Genomic DNA, 19,092 nt, shown 5'->3' with positions numbered 1-19,092 from the left:
TAAAATTATGAAAACAAGGTACTTATTTCTTTATTGATTCTGGTGGGTCTTAACGTTTCTTTAAATAGTAAACACCACATGGTTTTAGCAGTAACAATTACTTTTTGGGTAGCAGTATTTATAATCTTTGTATGTCGTTCGCTTTTGGCTCCGTGATGATGATCAATCCATGTTTGCAGGGTTAATTCATCATGTTCAAGAGCAGGATTATGATATTCTATATAATGATTTAATACTACCCAAACATAGGTGTTTCTTATTTCTTGACTTGTTTTAGATTCCCAGTGCTGTTTGGCAATATCCTGTATCCATTGTAGATACATCACATTATTCACATGATTCATATCATCTATTGCCGAATTAGGAACTATAATATGTGATTCGAATATTTTAGAGTTCATTATATAAGTAATGTTATAACTTTTTTGAATAAGATACTCTGAATGAGTCTATAAAAATATTAAAAACCAAGAATTAATTTTGCGATATAGAAAAATAAGAAAATACCAAAAATGTCATTACTTGTTGTGATAAAAGGCCCGGTTGCAATGGCGGGATCGATTCCTCTTTTATCAAGTATTATGGGGACAAAGGTGCCAATTAGTGCGGCTACTATAATAACACTCATAAGAGCCGCAGCAATCGTTAAGCTAAATGAAATTTCATACCCCATAACGATCCCAAATAATATTACCAGTAGTGCTAGAGCAGCTCCGTTTATAAGGCTAAGGCCGATTTCTTTTAGTAATCGATTCCAAAGACTACCTTTTACATTGTCATTAGCTAACCCCTGTACAATAATTGCTGATGATTGAACACCCACGTTACCTGCCATCGCAGCGATAAGAGGTGTGTAGAAAAATAAATCACGTATTCTTGGGTTCGTCATAACATCCTCAAAATCTTGCATAATAAATACACTGCCTAATCCTCCAAACAATCCTAATATTAACCAAGGTAAACGTGCTCTTGTAAGCTCCCAAACATTATCATCAGCCTCTACATCCTGAGAAATACCTGCTGCCATCTGATAATCTTTTTCGGCTTCTTCCTTTATGAAATCTACCATGTCATCAATCGTAATACGACCCACCAAAACAGTTTCGTGATCTACAACTGGGATGGCTTCCAGATCATACTTCTGCATAATTCTAGCAACTTCTTCGCCTTCGGTATCTACATTTACATAGTCAACTTTAGGGATATAAACTTCGCTAATGTGTGTTTTTGCTGAGGCGGTTAGTAAATCTTTTAGAGATAATCTTCCTTTTAACTTTCCTTCTTTATCTATAACGTAGATAGAGTGGACTCGGGTAACATTTTCTGCTTGACGTCGCATTTCTCGCACACATCCTGCAACTGTCCATGTTTCTTTTACCTTAACCAGCTCTTTAGCCATTAATCCTCCAGCAGTATCCTCTTCATACAAGAGTAACTCTTTTATATCTTCGGCATGTTTTTCGTCTTCTATCTCCGCAATTACTTCTTCAGCACGATCTTCGGGTAGTTCTGCAATAATATCAGCGGCATCATCAGTATCCATTTCTTCTAACTCTTCTGCAATTTCTTTTACAGATAGGTTGTCCAGAATACGTTCTCTAAAATCTTCTTCTAACTCCATAAGAGCTTCAGAAGTTTTCTCACTATCAAACAATTTAATTAGGTAGGTAGCTTGATAAAGGTTGAGCTCTTCGATTATTTCTGCAAAATCGGCAAAGTGGATTTCTTTAAGCATTTCTTGCAAATGAGTATCACCTTCATCATTGATGAGGTGCTTCACTTGTTCGATAAGCTCATTGGAAATCTCGAATGACATAAAATAGTTGTTTATGGATTTCTTTACAAATGCTCACAAAGATAACCAAAGAAATCAATTGCAGTTTAGATAGGTGTTAAATGAAATTAATTTACTGATTTTTCAATAAGTAATGTTAATTCTATAAACTGATCAACATTTAATTGTTCTGGTCTTTTGCTTAGCATGTCCATCTCCTTAATTTCATCAATTAATTGGAAAGTTTTTAGGCTGTTTCTTAATGTTTTTCTTCGTTGTCCAAAAGCAGTTTTTACTACTTTGTAAAAGAGTTTTTCATCACAAGGTAGTTCCTGTATTGGTTTTCTAATTAAGCGTAATACACCACTATCTACTTTAGGAGGTGGGTTAAAAACAGATGGAGGAACAGTGAATAGATATTCGGCATCATAAAATGCCTGAGTTAATACAGATAATATACCGTAGGTTTTACTCCCAGATGTTTCGCAAATTCGTTGGGCAACTTCTTTTTGAAACATTCCTGTAAATTCAGGAATCCTATGACGTTTTTCTAAGGTTTTAAAAACAATTTGAGATGAAATATTGTACGGAAAATTACCGGTAATTGCGAATGGTTCATTGTCAAATAATGTATCAAGATCATATTTTAAGAAGTCCGCTTCGATTACCTGAAATGCTCCTTTACCGTTCCTGATTTCGGGATGTTCTAATGGAAAATTGGTATTGAGATACTCGATAGATTCGGTATCTAAATCCATAGCAATTAGGTCAACATCTTTTTGGAGGATGTATTTGGTAAGTACTCCCATACCTGGACCAATCTCGATTACATTGGTATAGTTGTTTAAGGTTAGGGTATCCCCAATTTTTTTTGCAATGTCTTCATCTTTTAAAAAATGCTGGCCTAAATGTTTTTTTGCACGGACAGCAGTCTTTTCTTGGTGCCCTTTATAGTTTAAGGATTGGGCTTTGTTTTTTTTGAATTTGGAAGACATCCTATGATTGTTTTGTGGGTGATTGGATTTTTTCTAAAATAATTTTTTCTATTTCAGCACGATCCTTTTTTCTAAACCATGAAATTTCAAGATCAATTTTATAATCATCTTTAGTCACAATATAGGGTTCAGAACCTCCTTTAGCTGGATAGAAATTTTTGATAAGATCGTAAGTAACTTCTTGACGACCTATAATCATATAATCGTTATAGAAACTAATCGTTGGTTTATTAGAGCGTATGATTAAAATTGCAGCAAAAACAAAGGCGATAATAAGGAGTATAAATATTACTTTTTCAAAAAATGAACTTTCAACAAAAAAAGCAACAATATCTAGAAATATACTAACTATGAAAATAGAAAAACCAGCACCAACTATGAGACCAAAAATCTTAATTGCATACAGAAATGTTGGTCGATATTGTTTCATTGTTCGCTAATAATTTCTAATTCTGTTCTAAAAGCAACAAAATGACCTGCAAATCTATTCGTTTTAGCTCGAAGACGCTCAGCATCTTCAGCGTAATATTTTTCCAGCGTCATTTTAGTATCTGTAGTATATTGGACGGAATAAGTAAGCCCTCCCATTTCTTCTTCTACTAGAACTTTACTCATTAAGGCTTTGCTGAATTTTCCTGTAGCAAGCATATCCGGAATATGTTCATTTTTCATCCAGTCCAACCATTCTTCATGTTTGGTTTCTTCTATGTTGATAGTAACGTTATAAATGTACATTTATAGTGTATTGTTTATCGTTAAGTAAAATACAAAGAAACGAAATTATAACGGTAATCATCCCATAGCATTGATAGGATTGAACTACTTATGTTTAGGAAATATTGACGTTGTTATTACAGAATGTTTTTTTGGAAGTATTTCCTCACATTTACAATATATTAATAGAAATGTAGGTTGCACAACTAACAACTAACAACTAACAACTAACAACTAACAACTAACAACTAACAACTAACAACTAACAACTAACAACTAATTAATAGCATCACCTCGTAAGGTTCGATATTTTTTCCTGGCATCTACAAAATAAATACTATCCGCATGATTAAAGATTAGCTTCTCGTATAATTCTTTAGCCTTTTCTGGTTCTCTTAGTACATTTACATATAATTCTGCAAGCCAATAATATGCATCATCAACAAGGATATCATCAGGGTAGAATTCTATAATCTTTAAGTAGTTTACTTTTGCTTTTTCGAACTGTTCTTCCTTTTCGAACAATTTTGCTTGCCTTAGAAATGTTTCATCTTCAATTTTTTCACCTTTATGATTAACTAGTATTTCTTCATATTTGGCAATAGCTTCTTGATTTTTATTCTGAAAAGCTAATAAATCACCTTTTGCAAAAATCTTTAATGCAGTTTGCGTAGAATCTTCTAATGAATTGTCACTTATGATTAGACTCAGTTCCATTGCATCATTGGCAATTAATTGCGAGGTAGATGATTTTAATACATCTAATTGCGTTTGTGCCCAGGCAAAATCACCTTTGTAATAACTTGTTTTTGCTACTTTGAATCTTGCGTCCTGAGCTAAAAAATTATTTTTTAAAGCGTTCTGTACTTGAGTATAATAAATAAGCGCTTGGTTAAACTTTTGATCTAAAACAAGAATGTCTGCGATCTTCATTTTAGCACGAGAAGATTGAAATCTGGAAAGCTTTTCTTCATCTAATAGTCGTTTAAGAAAATCAGCAGCTTCCTGTTTTCTGTCTTGATTAAAGGCTAGAAAGTGTGCATAATCAATTTGTAATCCGATAGTTTCTCTGGATTTCCCATATGTCTCGAAAATTGCATTATATTGTTGATTAATCGCTTTATATTCTTTTTTTTCAGCAAGGTCAGTTTTGGCTTTCAGAATAATTTTATGAGCGGTTAGTTTCATATCATTTCCAGCAGGTGCTTCAAGAATGTAATCTAAAATCTGTGTTGCAGACTTTATATCTTTAGCTCCTATAGCAATTCGCGCTAATCCAATAATACCTTGTAGTCCCTCATCTTTGCGCTTATAGATAGCTTTTTCTTGAACAAAAGCTTTTTTGAAATCTTTTTGCTGTACAAAAAGCCAGCTAAGCATTTCATTATAAATGATATCTGGATTTTGTTGTAGTTTTTTTATTAGTAATTTTCTGAAGATGGTATTCGCTTCGTTTAATGGATCATCCGTTATATACTGATTAAAGTTTCTCTGAACAATATTCTTATAGTTAGGTTGCAGCTGAAGTAGCGAAAGATAGCTATCAAACATCTTTTCTAACTTACCTTGCTCACCGTATATCTTAGCAAGTTGAACATTAAAATTAGCACCAGGATTGGAAGCCATTCCTTTTTCATAGATTAAGGCTGCCTGATCGAGGAGATTATATTTTTCGAAACTTTGGGCAAGAGAGTACGCAGCATTTACATTGTTATTATTAAATTTTTTTATGGCTTTATCATAATATGTTTTTGCTTTTACAGTATTTTCCTGAACCTCGTAATGATGTCCTAATTCAACAAGTAGTTGTGCATTGTTGGGCTTTTTTTCAATTTGTTTTTGTAGGATTTTTTCCGCCTTATCGAATTGCTCTAGTTGTTGGTATGATTCTACTAACCCTAAAATATAATTGGTGCGATTGGAGTTTTTATTATATAATTTCTGATATACAGAAAGTGCTTTTTCGTATTTACCTTGCTGCATATAATTCTTCGCCAGTTGTTCGGATTGACCAAACATAGGGATAGCAAAAAATAAGGCTATATAAAATAAAATAAAGCGCATACTGCAAGTTTTTTTGTAAATATAACAAATAGTTACTGAGTATTGGGGTGTTAGAGTGTTACAGAGATTAGTTTTAAGAAAAATATAAGTATAAAATTTTCTTTTTAGCCTGGATTGAGGGTCAATTTCTATACAGAAATTCACTGCACAAAACAGATAAAATATCTGAATTAAGTGTTAATGTAAAAAACTAATACTTTAATCAATAATTAATTTTAAGATTCTCATCTCACAAAAACTCAATAGCTAAGCGGTTAATCAATGTATTCGAATCCACAGTAAGGAACTAAAACATCTGGGATTTTTATGCCTTTAGATGTTTGATAGTTTTCTAAAATACCTGCTAATACTCTTGGTAATGCTAATGAACTTCCATTAAGAGTATGCGCCAATTGATTTTTACTATTAGTGTCTTTAAATCTCAATTTTAATCGATTAGCTTGATAGGATTCGAAATTAGATACAGAGCTTATTTCTAACCAACGATCCTGCGCTGTAGAAAACACTTCAAAATCATAGGTTAGGGCAGCGGTAAATCCGATATCTCCTCCACAAAGTCGTAAGATGCGATATGGTAATTTTAATTCTTTAAGAATCTCTTTTACGTGATCTACCATTCCATCCAATGCTGCATATGAGTTTTCTGGTTTTTCGATACGTACAATTTCTACTTTGTCAAATTGATGTAGCCGATTCAATCCACGCACGTGAGCTCCATAAGAACCTGCTTCTCTTCTAAAACAAGGTGTGTATCCTGTACAGCAAATAGGGAGGTCGTTTGCATTTACTAAATCATCTCTAAACATATTAGTAACAGGCACTTCTGCTGTTGGAATTAGGTAAAGATCATCAGCGGTTACATGATACATCTGTCCTTCTTTATCCGGCAATTGTCCGGTACCATAACCAGAAGCTTCATTTACCAGATGTGGAACCTGATACTCTTTATAACCAGCTTCTGTATTTTTATCTAGAAAATAACTGATTAGCGCACGTTGTAATCTAGCTCCTTTACCTTTATAAACAGGGAATCCCGCTCCTGTAATTTTTACACCAAGTTCAAAATCAATGATGTCGTATTTTTTTGCTAATTCCCAATGAGGTAGAGCGCCATCTTCCAAAACAGGGATATCACCTTCTCTAAACACTTCTTCATTATCTTCTTCACTTTGTCCGTTAGGAACAGATGCATGAGGAACATTAGGAATTGTATATAATAGATTTGTTAATTCATCCTGAATACTAGATAACCTGTTCGATAAATCTTTAGAACTTTCCTTAAGTTGACTTGTTTTTTCTTTTAAAATGGTAGCTTTTTTAGCTTCCCCATTTTTAAATAGCATTCCGATTTCTTTGGATAATTTATTAGAATCAGCAAGCGTATTATCAAGTTTTGCCTGAGTAGTACGTCTTTCTTCATCTAGATGAATTACTTTATCCAGAATAGGAGCAGCGTCAAAATTTCTTTTAGCCAACGCTTTAATATACTCCTCTTTGTTTGCTATAATTTGTTGTACAAGTAACATGGTTTTTGTTTTGGGCGATTCCACTCGTTTCCTCGTGGTCAGGCTATCCGCTATATCTTTTTTAATCCCTACTCTTCGACTTCGCTCAGAGCACGGATTAAAAAAGGATGCCGCTGCTATCCCTTTTCGCGTTAAAGCAGCAAATTTAAAGAAAAGTGTGGGTTTTGAAAGCTTTAAAATAATAAAATAACGTAACTGGATTTGTAATTTTAATTACATTTACTCGACTTCTTAAAACTCACACATGACACTCAAACCCTCTCAGGCTTTCCGCTGGACTCTTTTGGCAATTATTTGTCTGATCTGTAAAAGCGGATATTCGCAAATACCCAAGGATACAATTGCGGCAGGCGTATATTATAAAAAAGGCGATTCATTATTGTATTATAGAAATTTTAAAGAATCGATTGTGTCTTTTCAAAAAGCAATATCGATATATGAGAAAACTAGATCTTGGGTTCAATTAGCGGAGAGTCATAATAAAATATCAGAAAATTATCTTAGTACTTTCAATTTAAAAAAGACATTATACCATGCAGAAAAAGCATTGGCAATTAGTGAAACCAAAATACCTGATAATGCTAAGGTGAAAGCTGCGGCCTTGGATAATTTGGGTGCTTACCATAGAGTTAGCGGTTCTGATTTTGCAATTGCTCAAGATTATTATAATAAGGCTTTTCAGCTACGATCAGAAAACCTAGCAAAGGATCATCTTGATTTTGCGATCTCTTATTTTAATTTGGGAACGGTTCATACTAATAAAGGATCATATGAAGAAGCATTAAAATATTTTGAAAAAGCACTAGCGATTAGAAGAAAAGCTGCTATAGAAGAAACTATTGAGATATCCGAAATTTATCGACAAATAGGCAATGTTTTTTACGAACAAGGATTATATGATGACACCTTATTATATCTTGAAAAAGCATTAATTATTGCTAATAAGGTCTATAAACAGGATAATTTTTATTTTGTTGATTTATATAATAATATAGGGTTGATGTATAGTTATAATAATGAACAAAACAGAGCGCTGGAGTATTATATAAAATCTCTTCACTTAAGTGAATTACAATTGGGAGCGGATCATCCTGATCAGGTACGTATGCATTATAATATCGCAAATATCTATTATGCTCAAAAAAACAAAGAAAAATCATTATTTCATTTAGATAAAACTATAAAAATATGCTTACAAGCTTTTGGTGAAGATTTTCCTAACCTTGCCTTACCTTATAGTCTTAAAGGCTTATTGATAAGAGGTGAGGAAGGCGTAGTGTATATTAAAAAAGCACTTGTTTTGGCACGCAAAGCTTATGGTGAAAACAATGTTAGAACAGCTTATTTTTATACATATTTAGCTGAGCTATATCACGAAATCGACCAGCACAAAGCAGCATTCGAATATGCGAATAAAGGGCTGGGTATTCGGTTAAAGACTTTTGGAGAACATAGTTTTTATGTAGTCGAATCCTATAACCTTATAGCTACTTTCGAAATATCAGGAAAACAGTATAATAAAGCATTAGGTTATTTGGAAAAGGCAATTGTAGCGAATAAACGGACTGACAATATTGATGGAATACAGCATGGAGAGTTTGATATGTTTTTAAGCCCAACAAGATTACTGACATCTCTAGAACGGAAAGCATTTGTGCTAAACTTGCTACATAAGAAGGGAAATAATTTGCAGATGCTTAAAGAAAGCGCGGCTACCTACGAAAAAGCTAGTCGATTGATAGAAATGATTAGACGTACTCAATATAATAAGGAGGACAAAATGACATTCGCACGAGATGCTAAGAATGTTTTTTTTGGGAATATCTCTACACAGTTATTATTGGATCCAGATACAAACGAATCCATCAGTAGCGCTTTTAATTATTCTGAAAAAAGTAAAGCGGGTTTTTTAAAGGATTTATTGAATGAAGCAAATGCTAAAGGATATTCTAATTTGCCTAAAGAATTACTCGTGTTAGAAAAAAACCTGAGAATAGCGAAGGCAGATGCTACATCTAAATTATCTCAACAGGAAACAGAAAATAGTAGTTCTGATACAAATATTTCCACGGTAGAAAATGAAATGCTCGATATTTCTAGAAAACAAGATTCGTTAAAAACGATTTTAGAAAAAGACTATCCTAAGTATTATAGATTGAAGTATGAAAGTGAAGTAGTCTCTATTGAAGAAATACAAAGCAGATTGAACGAAAATACGACTTTCTTAGAATATTTTGTCGAGCAAAATACCGTATATGCTTTTGTGATTACTAAGCATACTGCCATAGTAGAAGAATTATCTATTGCAGAGCTAGATAAAAAAATAGAGAACTTCAGAAAAAGTATTACTCTTAAAAATACAGATGAGTATATAAAGGGAGGAGTACAGCTATATAATGAACTTATTAGTCCCATAAGAAAGAATTTTAAAGGAGAATACTTAATTATCGTTCCAGATGAATCCCTATGGTACCTTAATTTTGATCTTATGTTAACTATTGATGTAAACAAAGATGAGATGAGTGAATTGCCATATTTACTTCAAGAATTTGCTATAAGTTATGCTAATTCTGCAAATGTTTTATTTCGTTCTGTAAATCGAAGTGCAATAGAAAATCAACTCCGTAAAGAGTGTCTCGCATTTTCTTTTTCTAATAAAGATGCAATCGAAGAAGGGGATGTATTAGATTTAGAAAAATTTAGAAACTCTAAAGAAGATTTACCAGGAACACGTGATGAAATAAAAGCGATATCAAATATTGTAAAAGGAAATTATTTTTTCGGTTCAGAGGCTATAGAAGCAAATTTTAAGAAAAACGCCAATCAATATAGTATACTACATTTAGCTTTACATGGAGAAGTAGATAATAAAAATCCAGGAAATTCTAAGATTTATTTTACTAAAGTTGAAGATTCAGTAGAAGATAACTTGTTATACAGTCATGAGTTGTATGCCTTAGATATTCCGTCTGATTTAACTGTACTTACTGCCTGCAATACAGGAGTAGGTAAAATAGCCAAAGGCGAAGGTATTCTTAGTTTAGGGACGGCGTTTCAGTATGCAGGTACTAAGAGTCTTTTGTTAACTAGCTGGGAAGTTCCAGATAAAACTACACCTTATATTATGAAAGGATTTTATCAGAATCTTAATAAAGGAATGGATAAAGCCAGAGCACTGCAACAAGCGAAAATTCAATATATAAAAACCGCAGATGTATTTACAAATCATCCACTATATTGGGGAGGATTTTATGTGCTAGGAGATAATTCACCTTTAGAAATTGATGCTCCCGCCGTATCCAATAGGATGATATATTTTATTATTGGTTTATGCGGTATAGTAATACTATTGTTTTTTAAGAAAAAGTTAGTTCAAGGCTTCTTTTAATTGTATTTCAGAATTTTTGTCATTAGGGATTTCAAGGTATTTTTTTGCTGTCTCCAGATCTTTTATATCTAGATAGATAAGACCTTTATACCATAATGCTTCTTTATGAAGTCGTTTTGACGGTAGATTAATTAATGAATCCAATGTTTGCAACGCAATAGTAGTACGACCGGTTTTATGATTTGATAATGCCCGTATAAGTAATGCGTCTTCATAATAGAGCAGCGAAGAATTATATTTTTTAAGCATACTAATTGTTAGGTCATATTCCTCTTTTTCAAAAGATTTATAAGCTTCGAGGATTATTTTTTTAGAAGTCTCTGTGTTGTTATTTCTTACGAGGTAATTATCAAAACCTACTTTTTTCTCCCAGGCATAATCAGTTAGTTTTTCTAAATTAACATAAGTAGTTTGATGTATATAGTACCAAGTGGAAATTAGAACGATAAGGATAGCTGCAATTCCTTTGATCCATTTTAAAGTTTGATAAGATTTAGAAGGGGATTGTTTGTCGGAAATTAGTTCCTTCCATTTATTAATTCGTCGTTCTTGTTTTTTATTTTTAAAAGATTGATTGACAAGATTTTTGCTTTTGGAGTACTTTTTTACTTTATGTCTAAAAGCAGGCTCTTGTGCGATTCTTTTATCGAATTCGACCATTTCTTCTTCAGAAAGATCAAGATCAAAATATCTCACAATAAGTAATATGTCTTTGCTTTCTCTTTCTTCCATCTTACTTATATGTTATTAACTGGTCAAATATCTCATAAACCTTTTTAATAAGTCTTTTTTTACAATTGTATTTCGCTTGTACCAAAGATTGATAGTTCTGAAACCCTAATTGTCGTTGTAAATCTTTTAATTTTATTTCGGGATCTATTTCTGATTCCATGAGTGTCTTGCATTTAGGAGATAAACCTTCTAATGCTTCTGATAAGGCTCTTTTTTGTAACCATTCTTGTTCCAAATCTTTAATAGCATCTTGTGTATTCTGATTAGTTACCTGTTCTTTATCCCTTAACTGGTACAGATCATCTTTTAATGCAAAAGAATTCCAGCCATTGCGTTTAGAGATCAACCAGGCATTTTTGCACATAGTATATATATATGCAGTACTGTTTTTAGGTGTTTGTTCCTGGTTTACAACAAATCGTTCCCAAAACTTTTGCATAGAAACTATAAAAATATCTTGAACTTCAGATTCAGAGTTGGTTAGAGATAAGAGTTGTGGTTTCAATTTTTTGAATACATCTTGAAGGAAATAATCAAAAGCTAATTCATTTCCTTGAATAGCTTCTTCCATTATCTTTTTTAACTTCTGGTCACTCATTTAGATAGCGATTTCCTTTCAGGTTTTTGTGTTGATTGTTCCAGTATTTTCTATGGAAACCTCTAATGTTTTATAGAGGTTCTAAAAGTAATCAAAAAAAGAATTTGAAAAAAAAGTAAAAATTCCCTGTTATGTTTTTCAATTCTTGCATTGATAGTATGTAGATCTGTATTTTTTTAAAATAAGATGCAGTAATACGGGGTAATAAATCAAGTTTTAGGGTGTTGGAATGGACACAAACCTTGAGTGTCGTAAAATGTTCAAGGACTTAATCATTTATTAAATTATTACTTATGAAAAAATCATTGTTAAACTTAGGGAAAGTAATTAGCAAATCTGAACAGAAAGAAATTTCAGGGGGGAAGCTAGGACGTTTTGAGGCTTGCGGATGTACTAGTAATTATGTTGTAGAATGGGTTGATTCTAGAGGAGAAGTTTGCTCATATACCGCTGCTGGAACATCTAATGGATCTCCTTTTCCAGGTGGTAGATGCCTTGGTAGGGTTCAAAATGGAATGTGTTGCCCTGAATATTAATTCAACAGTTTTTAAATTATTTTACTCATGAAAAAATCAATTTTAGATTTCGGTAGAGCGTTAAGCAAATCTGAACAACATCAAATTAAGGGAAATGGAAATATCTACTGGTGTACAGGAGGTAATTCTCATACCACAAATCAATGGTGTCCAGTTCGCTGTTTTATGGGAAACTGTTTGTTGTAAATTAATTGTTAACGAGGTTTCCTGAAAAGGAACCTCGTTTTTCTTCTAGTTTTATTAGCTTCAAAAGATAGGAGCATATATCGTATATTTAGTATATGATTACCAGTACTACACGTCGTTTTTTAGCTTCGCTTTTAATCTTAATGGGTTCTTTATACAGAAATAAAAGAACTCGAAGATTTACATTAATACCGATATTAGTTATCGGTTTAGGGTTTTTACTGCCTCAAAAAATGATTATTCCTGTACAAGGAGCAACTATTAGAGATTGGGATGATCATTCCTTTTGGGCATATCCCTGGGGTAGTTCTGTTACACATAAAGGTATTGATATTTTTGAAAAAAAAGGCACTGATGTTATCTCGTCTACTTATGGAATTGTAATGTATACCTATGAAGGAGGAAAAGGAGGGAAGACCGTTATGGTTTTGGGACCTAAATGGCGATTTCATTATTATGCGCATCTGGATGAAATAGATGCTTTTCCTTTTCAACCCGTTGCATCAGGAACCAAATTAGGAACCGTTGGTAATACTGGGAATGCGGTAGGTAAACCTCCACATCTGCATTATTCTATTACAACACCTTTTCCATATTGGTGGTTGCGTGATAAAGACGCTATACAAGGAAATCGTAAAATGTTTTATTTAGATCCTGATACGTGGTTAAGAAAATAATATTTTATTCTATCACAGTCCTTATTTTTTAATATGACTGGATTGGTTTATACTTATTAAGTGGAGTCTTATGATACTGGAATCTCTATATTAATTACTGTACCTCTATCTACAGCAGAATCTATAACCATGTTACCTGATAAGGAGTGAAGGCGGTTTTTGATGTTCTTAAAACCAATACCTTCAGCTATTTTTTCGGAATTAAAACCGATACCATTATCCTCAAACATAAGCTGCAGTATAGTCTGATATTGATTTAGATAGATATCTATTTGATTCGCTTTGGCATGTTTTAAAGTATTCGTTAATAATTCCTGAATGATTTTGAAAAGTTCCTCCTTTAAAGGGTTTTCTATCTCATTAATTTTTTCTTCGGGATGAGGATTGAAAGAAATTTTTTGAGTACTGCCTTGTTCAATATTATTTACATATTCTTTTATTAATGTTGAAATTCCATTATTTTGAAACTTTTTTGAAGCAAGGTTGTGAGATAAATCGCGCACTTGATGGTATGTTTCGTCTATTTGATTTAATATTTTTGTCTGCATATTTTCATTACTACTTGTATTAGAAGAAAGTTGTAGTTTAATACTAGCTAAATTACCTCCAATACTATCGTGTAATTCTCTTGCCAGACGTTTACGTTCTTTATTCTGCCCATCCATAGTTGCTTTCACGAGATTGAGTTCCTGATCTTTCATCAATCCATACACTTTTTGAGAATTCACCTCTTTTTGAGATTTGTTTAATGCTATTTGTGTTTTTAATTTCTGGAAGTATAAAAATAACAGGGCAGTTACTGGAATTAATATAATTAGAAAACCAATCAAAAAAGCTTTTTTGATTGTTCGTTGTCTTTTAATTTCACTTTCTTTAAGTAGTTGTTCTTCTTTAAGCGATAATATCTCTTTTTCTTTTTGTAGCGTTTGATATTTAGCTTCCATTTCTTTTGCTATAACTTTATTCTGATTATCTAGAATTTGGTTAGAAATAGAGAGGTATTGGGTCATAAGATTATAGGCATTCTCATAATCTTTCTCTGCGACTTTTATATTCCTAAGCACCATGATTACATCCCGTTGTAGTTCGAGCTTGTTCCATTGTACTGTGTTTGCGTAGGCTGTAGATAATATCATTTCTGCAGCTTCTAAATGTCCTTGTCTATAATATATAATGCCAACTCTAAGTACTGCGTCTATATAAAGGTCGTAATAGTGATGTTTTAATGCTTGATCTTTTGCGGATATAAAATGTTCTAGGCCCTGTTCCAGTTTGTTTTCCAAAACTTCAATTCTGCCTAGTCTTATTGTAATGTCTAAACCAATTTTAATGTTTTTTTGAGTAAGAAGAAGTTTTTGAGCTTCCTTATAGTTTTCTTTAGCTTCTTCAATTTTTTCTTGAAATAATAGTATGTCCGCTTTATATTTTTTTGCTAAAAGTAATACTTCTTTATCTTGGGTATTCTTTATACAGGTTTCGAATATTGATAGTGCAGTTTCGACTTCTATTTGATGAAGGTATACAACTCCTAATGCAATCTGATGCAGATTATGCATTTTTTCCATCTCCTCAATAGGGGATATTTCAATACCATCGAGATGATGTTTCATCGCATCATCATAAAGTCCTTTCTCCAATTTTCCTTTTCCGAGAATGTGATAAGCTTTAGATAGATAGAAATTACGATTTAAAAGCAATTCTTTTTGCGATATTATTTCATCTCGAAGAAGGTTCCCATAATATATTATAGAATCTGTAATTCCTGTTTGAATATGAATGGATGAAATCGTATCGATTAGTTTTGCCCTTTCTTGAAAATCTTCAGCATTTTTTAATTCATTATAAAGATATGAATCTACCAAGGCCGGAGTTTCACCAAAAGCAGAGTACCAGTCTTTCTTTTCCTGAGCATTTATAGAAAATGAAATAAGTATGATACATATGTAAAGGAGTCTATTCTTCATCATACTTAATTACCCAAGGATTGGTTGTGAAATAATTCCATCCTACACTTGCTAAATCTGTATCAGGATCAATTAAAACTTTTGATTTTTTACCATTAACAGATACATTACTACGAACGTATACTGCTATATTTCTTCCTTCTTTTAGTTGTTCTTCTTTAAGAAATTGAGCGAATTGCCATATAGCATCAGGTTTGGTATTTACTAAACGACGTTGTTTCTTGGAGAGGTATTGATTCTTGTCGGTTTTCTGTCTTTTTCCTGGGTTGTCCTTATCCTCAACATAAAAATTAGTAAACCCTGATCTCCCACGAAGCATCATCCTCCAGCTTAGTTTGTGCCCTTCTTCTGTCCATAAGACATCACCAGGGATAAACCAATGACGGATTGGTAAAGCAAGTTGAATCACGAACCAAATTGTCAATGCTGGGATCAAAAATTTCCGGTAAGAAGGAATGATCAACTCATTTGTTGTATAAAACTCTTTTTTTGGCATAAACATGCGATGCATACGTTCTTTGGAAAAGAAAAACACAGTAAACGCTAATGATAAGTATGGAAATATCCCTATCTGAAATACAATAGAGTTAAATAAGTGGAAAAAGATACTTATAATAAAAGCAGTGAGACGGGTTCTTCTCCATAGTAATAACGGGATGATTAGCAGATCGAATAAAATTCCAAAATAAGTAATACTTACATGTGACCAATGTTGTTGTAATAATTCTCCAACAATCGGATAATTTGCTCGGGAAAGCATTAAATTTTTAGCTACGGTATAATCTAACCAATCGGGATATAATTTAGCCACAGATGCGTAGGTGTATACAATCCATAATTGGATAATAATAAAAAGGACACACCACCTGGGCATGGATATTCTCTTAAGCGCTGGGTTTTTCTTTACATCCACAGAAAAATAATTTCCAGCAGGTAATGAGCTCATAAGAATACAAAGTAAAAGTAATAGGTAATAATGATTGTTGTAGGATGATTTTTGCATATAGTAAACACCAGCCCATAACATTGTATAGGCAATCATGCTCCATCTATATTTAAAACCAATCATAATAAATATTCCGAAAATACCCATCAAAGCAAAATAGTAATACATGCCATTGCCAGGGAGCGGTTGCAGGAAATCTAAACCAATAAAATTAAAAGTAAATTGAGGCTCTACAAGAGTCCTTCTAACCCAGCCAGTAAGAATAGCCCCAAAGGATTCTGCTGTAATGAGAAACCCAAAAAAAACTCTAAATATAATTAAAGCACTATTATCTATTTGTGTAAACAACCAACGATTGATCATACCATAGAATTTATATAATCTCTAGAAAAATCTTCATCCTCCTGCATGGCATTTTTTAAAGCTTCTATAGAGTCAAATTTTTTCTCATCTCTAATCCGTATGAGCATCTCGATTTGAATCTTTTTTTCATATAAGTTAAATGAAGCGTCAAAGAAATGAGTTTCGATGGTTTGATGTGTTCCATTTACAGTTGGATTATTACCAATATTCATCATCCCAAAATATGTTTTATTATTGATTTGAGATTTTACCACGTATACTCCTTTTTTTGGAATGAGTTTATAATCTTCTTCAATATGTAGGTTTGCAGTTGGGTATTCTAATTTGCGCCCTAGTTCTTTTCCTTTTATTATTTTTCCTGTAAGCATAAAATTATACCCCAAATACCTGTTAGCTTTTATAATATCTCCATCAAGTAATGCTTCACGAATTTTAGTAGAACTAACAGCTACATCGTCTATGTCTTGTTTTGAGATTTCTTCTACCGTAAAATCATTCTGAATACCAAAAGAAGCTAGATCAGTAATATTAGAATTACGATTACGTCCGAAACGGTGGTCATAGCCAATAATTACGTGACGTAGATTTAATCTGTTAACTAACATTTCCTCTACATATTCCTTGGCCGAAAGGCGAGAGAATTCTTTGGTAAAAGGATGGATTACTAAACTATCTAATCCTGTTTTTTCTAATATCTGTATTCGTTCTTCGATAGTATTAATCAGCTTGATATTTGTATCCTTTTGCAAAACCATTCTAGGATGAGGAAAAAAGGTGAGAATTACGGACTCCAGATTGTTTCGTTTTGCGGCTTCGACCAATCTTTCGATTATTTTTTTATGTCCAATATGAACTCCATCAAAAGTTCCAATGGTAACAACCGATGGTGTTTGATTATCATATGTTTTGGCATCTGTATAGCGTTTCATCCTTCGTCTTTATTTATTTTCGATTGTCAGAAGGAATTCATTACTATACACTGTAATTAATGTCGATGCGATAGGTGTATTTCGTTTCAAGAAGACTGATTTTTGTAAAACCATTTATTGTAATCTAGGTTTATTTGACTCTTAATACGTTGGTTATGTATTAAAAATTGTTAGCTATAAAATTAATGAAATGTTGTGAGATCTACTACTTATTTTCCGTTAAAGGTATTCATAGTATTCGCTAATCCTGCAGTTGCAAAAGATTTGATCAGTGCAATTCCTTTGTCTAATCGTTCCGGCATAGTAGCTTCTTCTTCAGAATCCCATTCTCCTAAAACGTAATCAACCTGTCTGCCTTTACTAAATTCTGCTCCAACACCAAACCTAAATCTGCAGTATTTGGAGGTATTTAGTTGAGCTTCGATATCCTTTAGTCCATTATGTCCACCTGCACTACCTTTTGCTTTTAGTCTAATAGTGCCAAAAGATAGATTGATATCGTCGGTAATGATCAAAAGATTTTCGAGAGGAACTTTTTCTTTTGTTAACCAATATCTAACAGCTTTTCCGCTGAGATTCATATAGGTGTTTGGTTTTAGTAATAATATCGTACGTCCTTTGTATTTGTAAGTCGTGAGGTCTCCTAATTTTTCGGTTTCGAAAGACAGGCTTTCTTCTTTTGCCAATGCATCCAGGATTCTAAATCCTATATTATGACGTGTATTGTGGTATTTAGGTCCTATGTTACCAAGACCTACAACAAGAAATTTTTTCATAAGTTCTTCTTGAGTTTCTTCCTTTTCATCTTTTTTTGAAAACCATTTTCTGAAAATAGAAAGCATATATGTATTGGTTTTGCGTTAGGGATAGTAGCGGCATCCTTTTTAAATTTGTACCCTGAGCGTAGTCGAAGGGTGCCAATTAGAAAAGATACAGTGAATAGCCCGACCGAAGTGAAACGGAGGGAACGCCATCCCAAAATCCTTGTAAAAATAAAAAAAGCACTCTGAAAATAAAATCAGAATGCTTTTTGATTGTTTTCTTTATACAGAAAAGATTAAGCCTCAGCAGCTGGTGCTTCTGCAGCTGGTGCTTCTCCTTCAGTTTCTTCTTCATCATCATCATCTTCAACAGCAGTACGAGAAGTTTTCACCATACAAATTACCGTGTTTTCTGGGTGTAGAATTGTAAAATCCTCACTAGCTACATCCGTAACATATAATTTGTTTCCTATTTTTAGGTTGGTAATATCTCCTTCGATCAGGTCTGGTAATTTAGAAGCTAATCCTTTTACAGTAATACGTCTTAGGTTAAAACGTAAAACACCACCATTACGAACACCTTTAGAATTTCCTGTTGTTTTGAAAGGAAGAGCAATGGTGATCGGTTTGTCATCAAAAATCTGAATAAAATCGATGTGTAAGATTCTATCAGTTACAGGGTGAAATTGAATATCCTGTAGGATAGCATTTATCTTTGTACCATTATCCAACGCTATTACCACGGTATGAACGTCTGGAGTGTACACTAAATTTTTGAAAGCAATTTCTGGTGCTGCAAAGTGTACAATAGTGTCTCCACCGTAAATAACACAAGGTACCTGTCCAGCATTACGTAAGGCTTTTGTCGCTTTCTTGCCTACGCTTTCTCTTTGAGATGCATTGATTGTTAATGACTTCATTTTAAAATATATTAATAGT

At 32.9% G+C, this 19,092-nt stretch carries 18 protein-coding genes; 4 read left to right on the top strand and 14 right to left on the bottom strand.

Features of this window, described 5'->3' with window-relative positions; all coding sequences use genetic code 11:
• Positions 1 to 5 precede the first annotated feature (5 nt).
• From Q0829_RS09450 to serS, 7 genes are all read right to left on the bottom strand, one after another.
• A complete protein-coding gene (locus Q0829_RS09450; RefSeq protein WP_366892974.1) occupies positions 6 to 401 on the bottom strand; it encodes an acyl-CoA thioesterase in 396 nt (131 codons plus the stop codon).
• Between the two features lie 59 nt (positions 402 to 460).
• Entirely contained in the window at positions 461 to 1,816 is a 1,356-nt protein-coding gene (gene mgtE, locus Q0829_RS09445) for a magnesium transporter (protein WP_298541923.1), read from the bottom strand.
• 86 nt (positions 1,817 to 1,902) lie between these two features.
• Positions 1,903 to 2,769 carry a 16S rRNA (adenine(1518)-N(6)/adenine(1519)-N(6))-dimethyltransferase RsmA gene (gene rsmA / locus Q0829_RS09440; RefSeq protein ID WP_298541922.1) on the bottom strand — a complete coding sequence of 289 codons (867 nt, stop codon included), beginning with the start codon at positions 2,767 to 2,769 and terminating at the stop codon, positions 1,903 to 1,905.
• Between the two features lies 1 nt (position 2,770).
• Entirely contained in the window at positions 2,771 to 3,199 is a 429-nt protein-coding gene (locus tag Q0829_RS09435) for a hypothetical protein (protein WP_298541921.1), read from the bottom strand.
• Positions 3,196 to 3,504 (bottom strand): DUF4286 family protein, encoded by a 309-nt coding sequence (locus Q0829_RS09430; RefSeq protein ID WP_298541920.1) that lies wholly within the window; start codon positions 3,502 to 3,504, stop codon positions 3,196 to 3,198. Before Q0829_RS09430 ends, Q0829_RS09435 begins: the two co-directional genes overlap by 4 nt.
• Before the next feature lie 255 nt (positions 3,505 to 3,759).
• Positions 3,760 to 5,547 carry a tetratricopeptide repeat protein gene (locus Q0829_RS09425; protein ID WP_298541919.1) on the bottom strand — a complete coding sequence of 596 codons (1,788 nt, stop codon included), beginning with the start codon at positions 5,545 to 5,547 and terminating at the stop codon, positions 3,760 to 3,762.
• A 254-nt stretch (positions 5,548 to 5,801) separates the two neighbouring features.
• Positions 5,802 to 7,073, bottom strand: a complete 1,272-nt coding sequence (gene serS, locus Q0829_RS09420; RefSeq protein WP_298541918.1) for a serine--tRNA ligase — start codon at positions 7,071 to 7,073, stop codon at positions 5,802 to 5,804.
• A 244-nt stretch (positions 7,074 to 7,317) separates the two neighbouring features.
• Between serS and Q0829_RS09415 the strand changes: the two genes are divergently transcribed.
• The gene (locus tag Q0829_RS09415) at positions 7,318 to 10,461 is read left to right on the top strand and encodes a CHAT domain-containing tetratricopeptide repeat protein (protein WP_298541917.1); all 3,144 of its coding nucleotides are present in this window, start codon (positions 7,318 to 7,320) and stop codon (positions 10,459 to 10,461) included.
• On the opposite strand, the gene Q0829_RS09410 is transcribed toward Q0829_RS09415, so the two are convergent.
• Both Q0829_RS09410 and Q0829_RS09405 read right to left on the bottom strand, forming a co-directional pair.
• Positions 10,441 to 11,193, bottom strand: coding sequence for a hypothetical protein (locus Q0829_RS09410; protein WP_298541916.1), 753 nt, complete (start codon positions 11,191 to 11,193; stop codon positions 10,441 to 10,443). The two genes, Q0829_RS09415 and Q0829_RS09410, sit on opposite strands and share 21 nt — an antisense overlap.
• 1 nt (position 11,194) lies before the next feature.
• The gene (locus tag Q0829_RS09405; RefSeq protein ID WP_298541915.1) at positions 11,195 to 11,791 is read right to left on the bottom strand and encodes a hypothetical protein; all 597 of its coding nucleotides are present in this window, start codon (positions 11,789 to 11,791) and stop codon (positions 11,195 to 11,197) included.
• Positions 11,792 to 12,084: 293 nt separating this feature from the next.
• On the opposite strand from Q0829_RS09405, the gene Q0829_RS09400 reads away from it, so the two are divergent.
• The 3 genes from Q0829_RS09400 to Q0829_RS09390 all read left to right on the top strand — a co-directional run bounded on the left by Q0829_RS09400 (position 12,085) and on the right by Q0829_RS09390 (position 13,190).
• A complete protein-coding gene (locus Q0829_RS09400; RefSeq protein ID WP_298541914.1) occupies positions 12,085 to 12,327 on the top strand; it encodes a hypothetical protein in 243 nt (80 codons plus the stop codon).
• A gap of 27 nt (positions 12,328 to 12,354) precedes the next feature.
• Positions 12,355 to 12,513 (top strand): hypothetical protein, encoded by a 159-nt coding sequence (locus tag Q0829_RS09395; RefSeq protein WP_298541913.1) that lies wholly within the window; start codon positions 12,355 to 12,357, stop codon positions 12,511 to 12,513.
• A 95-nt stretch (positions 12,514 to 12,608) separates the two neighbouring features.
• Positions 12,609 to 13,190, top strand: a complete 582-nt coding sequence (locus Q0829_RS09390) for a M23 family metallopeptidase (protein ID WP_298541912.1) — start codon at positions 12,609 to 12,611, stop codon at positions 13,188 to 13,190.
• Between the two features lie 68 nt (positions 13,191 to 13,258).
• On the opposite strand, the gene Q0829_RS09385 is transcribed toward Q0829_RS09390, so the two are convergent.
• The 5 genes from Q0829_RS09385 to Q0829_RS09365 form a co-directional block, all read right to left on the bottom strand.
• A complete protein-coding gene (locus Q0829_RS09385; protein WP_298541911.1) occupies positions 13,259 to 15,154 on the bottom strand; it encodes a histidine kinase in 1,896 nt (631 codons plus the stop codon).
• On the bottom strand, positions 15,144 to 16,463 hold the full coding sequence (locus Q0829_RS09380; protein ID WP_298541910.1) for an HTTM domain-containing protein: 1,320 nt from the start codon (positions 16,461 to 16,463) through the stop codon (positions 15,144 to 15,146). The genes Q0829_RS09385 and Q0829_RS09380 overlap by 11 nt, the downstream gene beginning before the upstream one ends.
• Entirely contained in the window at positions 16,460 to 17,392 is a 933-nt protein-coding gene (locus tag Q0829_RS09375; RefSeq protein WP_298541909.1) for a bifunctional riboflavin kinase/FAD synthetase, read from the bottom strand. The genes Q0829_RS09380 and Q0829_RS09375 overlap by 4 nt, the downstream gene beginning before the upstream one ends.
• A 209-nt stretch (positions 17,393 to 17,601) precedes the next feature.
• Positions 17,602 to 18,234, bottom strand: a complete 633-nt coding sequence (pth, locus tag Q0829_RS09370) for an aminoacyl-tRNA hydrolase (RefSeq protein ID WP_298541908.1) — start codon at positions 18,232 to 18,234, stop codon at positions 17,602 to 17,604.
• A 215-nt stretch (positions 18,235 to 18,449) separates the two neighbouring features.
• The gene (locus Q0829_RS09365) at positions 18,450 to 19,073 is read right to left on the bottom strand and encodes a 50S ribosomal protein L25/general stress protein Ctc (RefSeq protein WP_298541907.1); all 624 of its coding nucleotides are present in this window, start codon (positions 19,071 to 19,073) and stop codon (positions 18,450 to 18,452) included.
• Between the last annotated feature and the right edge of the window lie 19 nt (positions 19,074 to 19,092).

The organism is uncultured Aquimarina sp. (assembly GCF_947492405.1).
In the GTDB taxonomy this organism is placed as follows: Bacteria; Bacteroidota; Bacteroidia; order Flavobacteriales; family Flavobacteriaceae; genus Aquimarina.
Note: the sequence above shows the minus strand (reverse complement) of the source record. Positions and strands in the feature narration are given on the sequence as shown.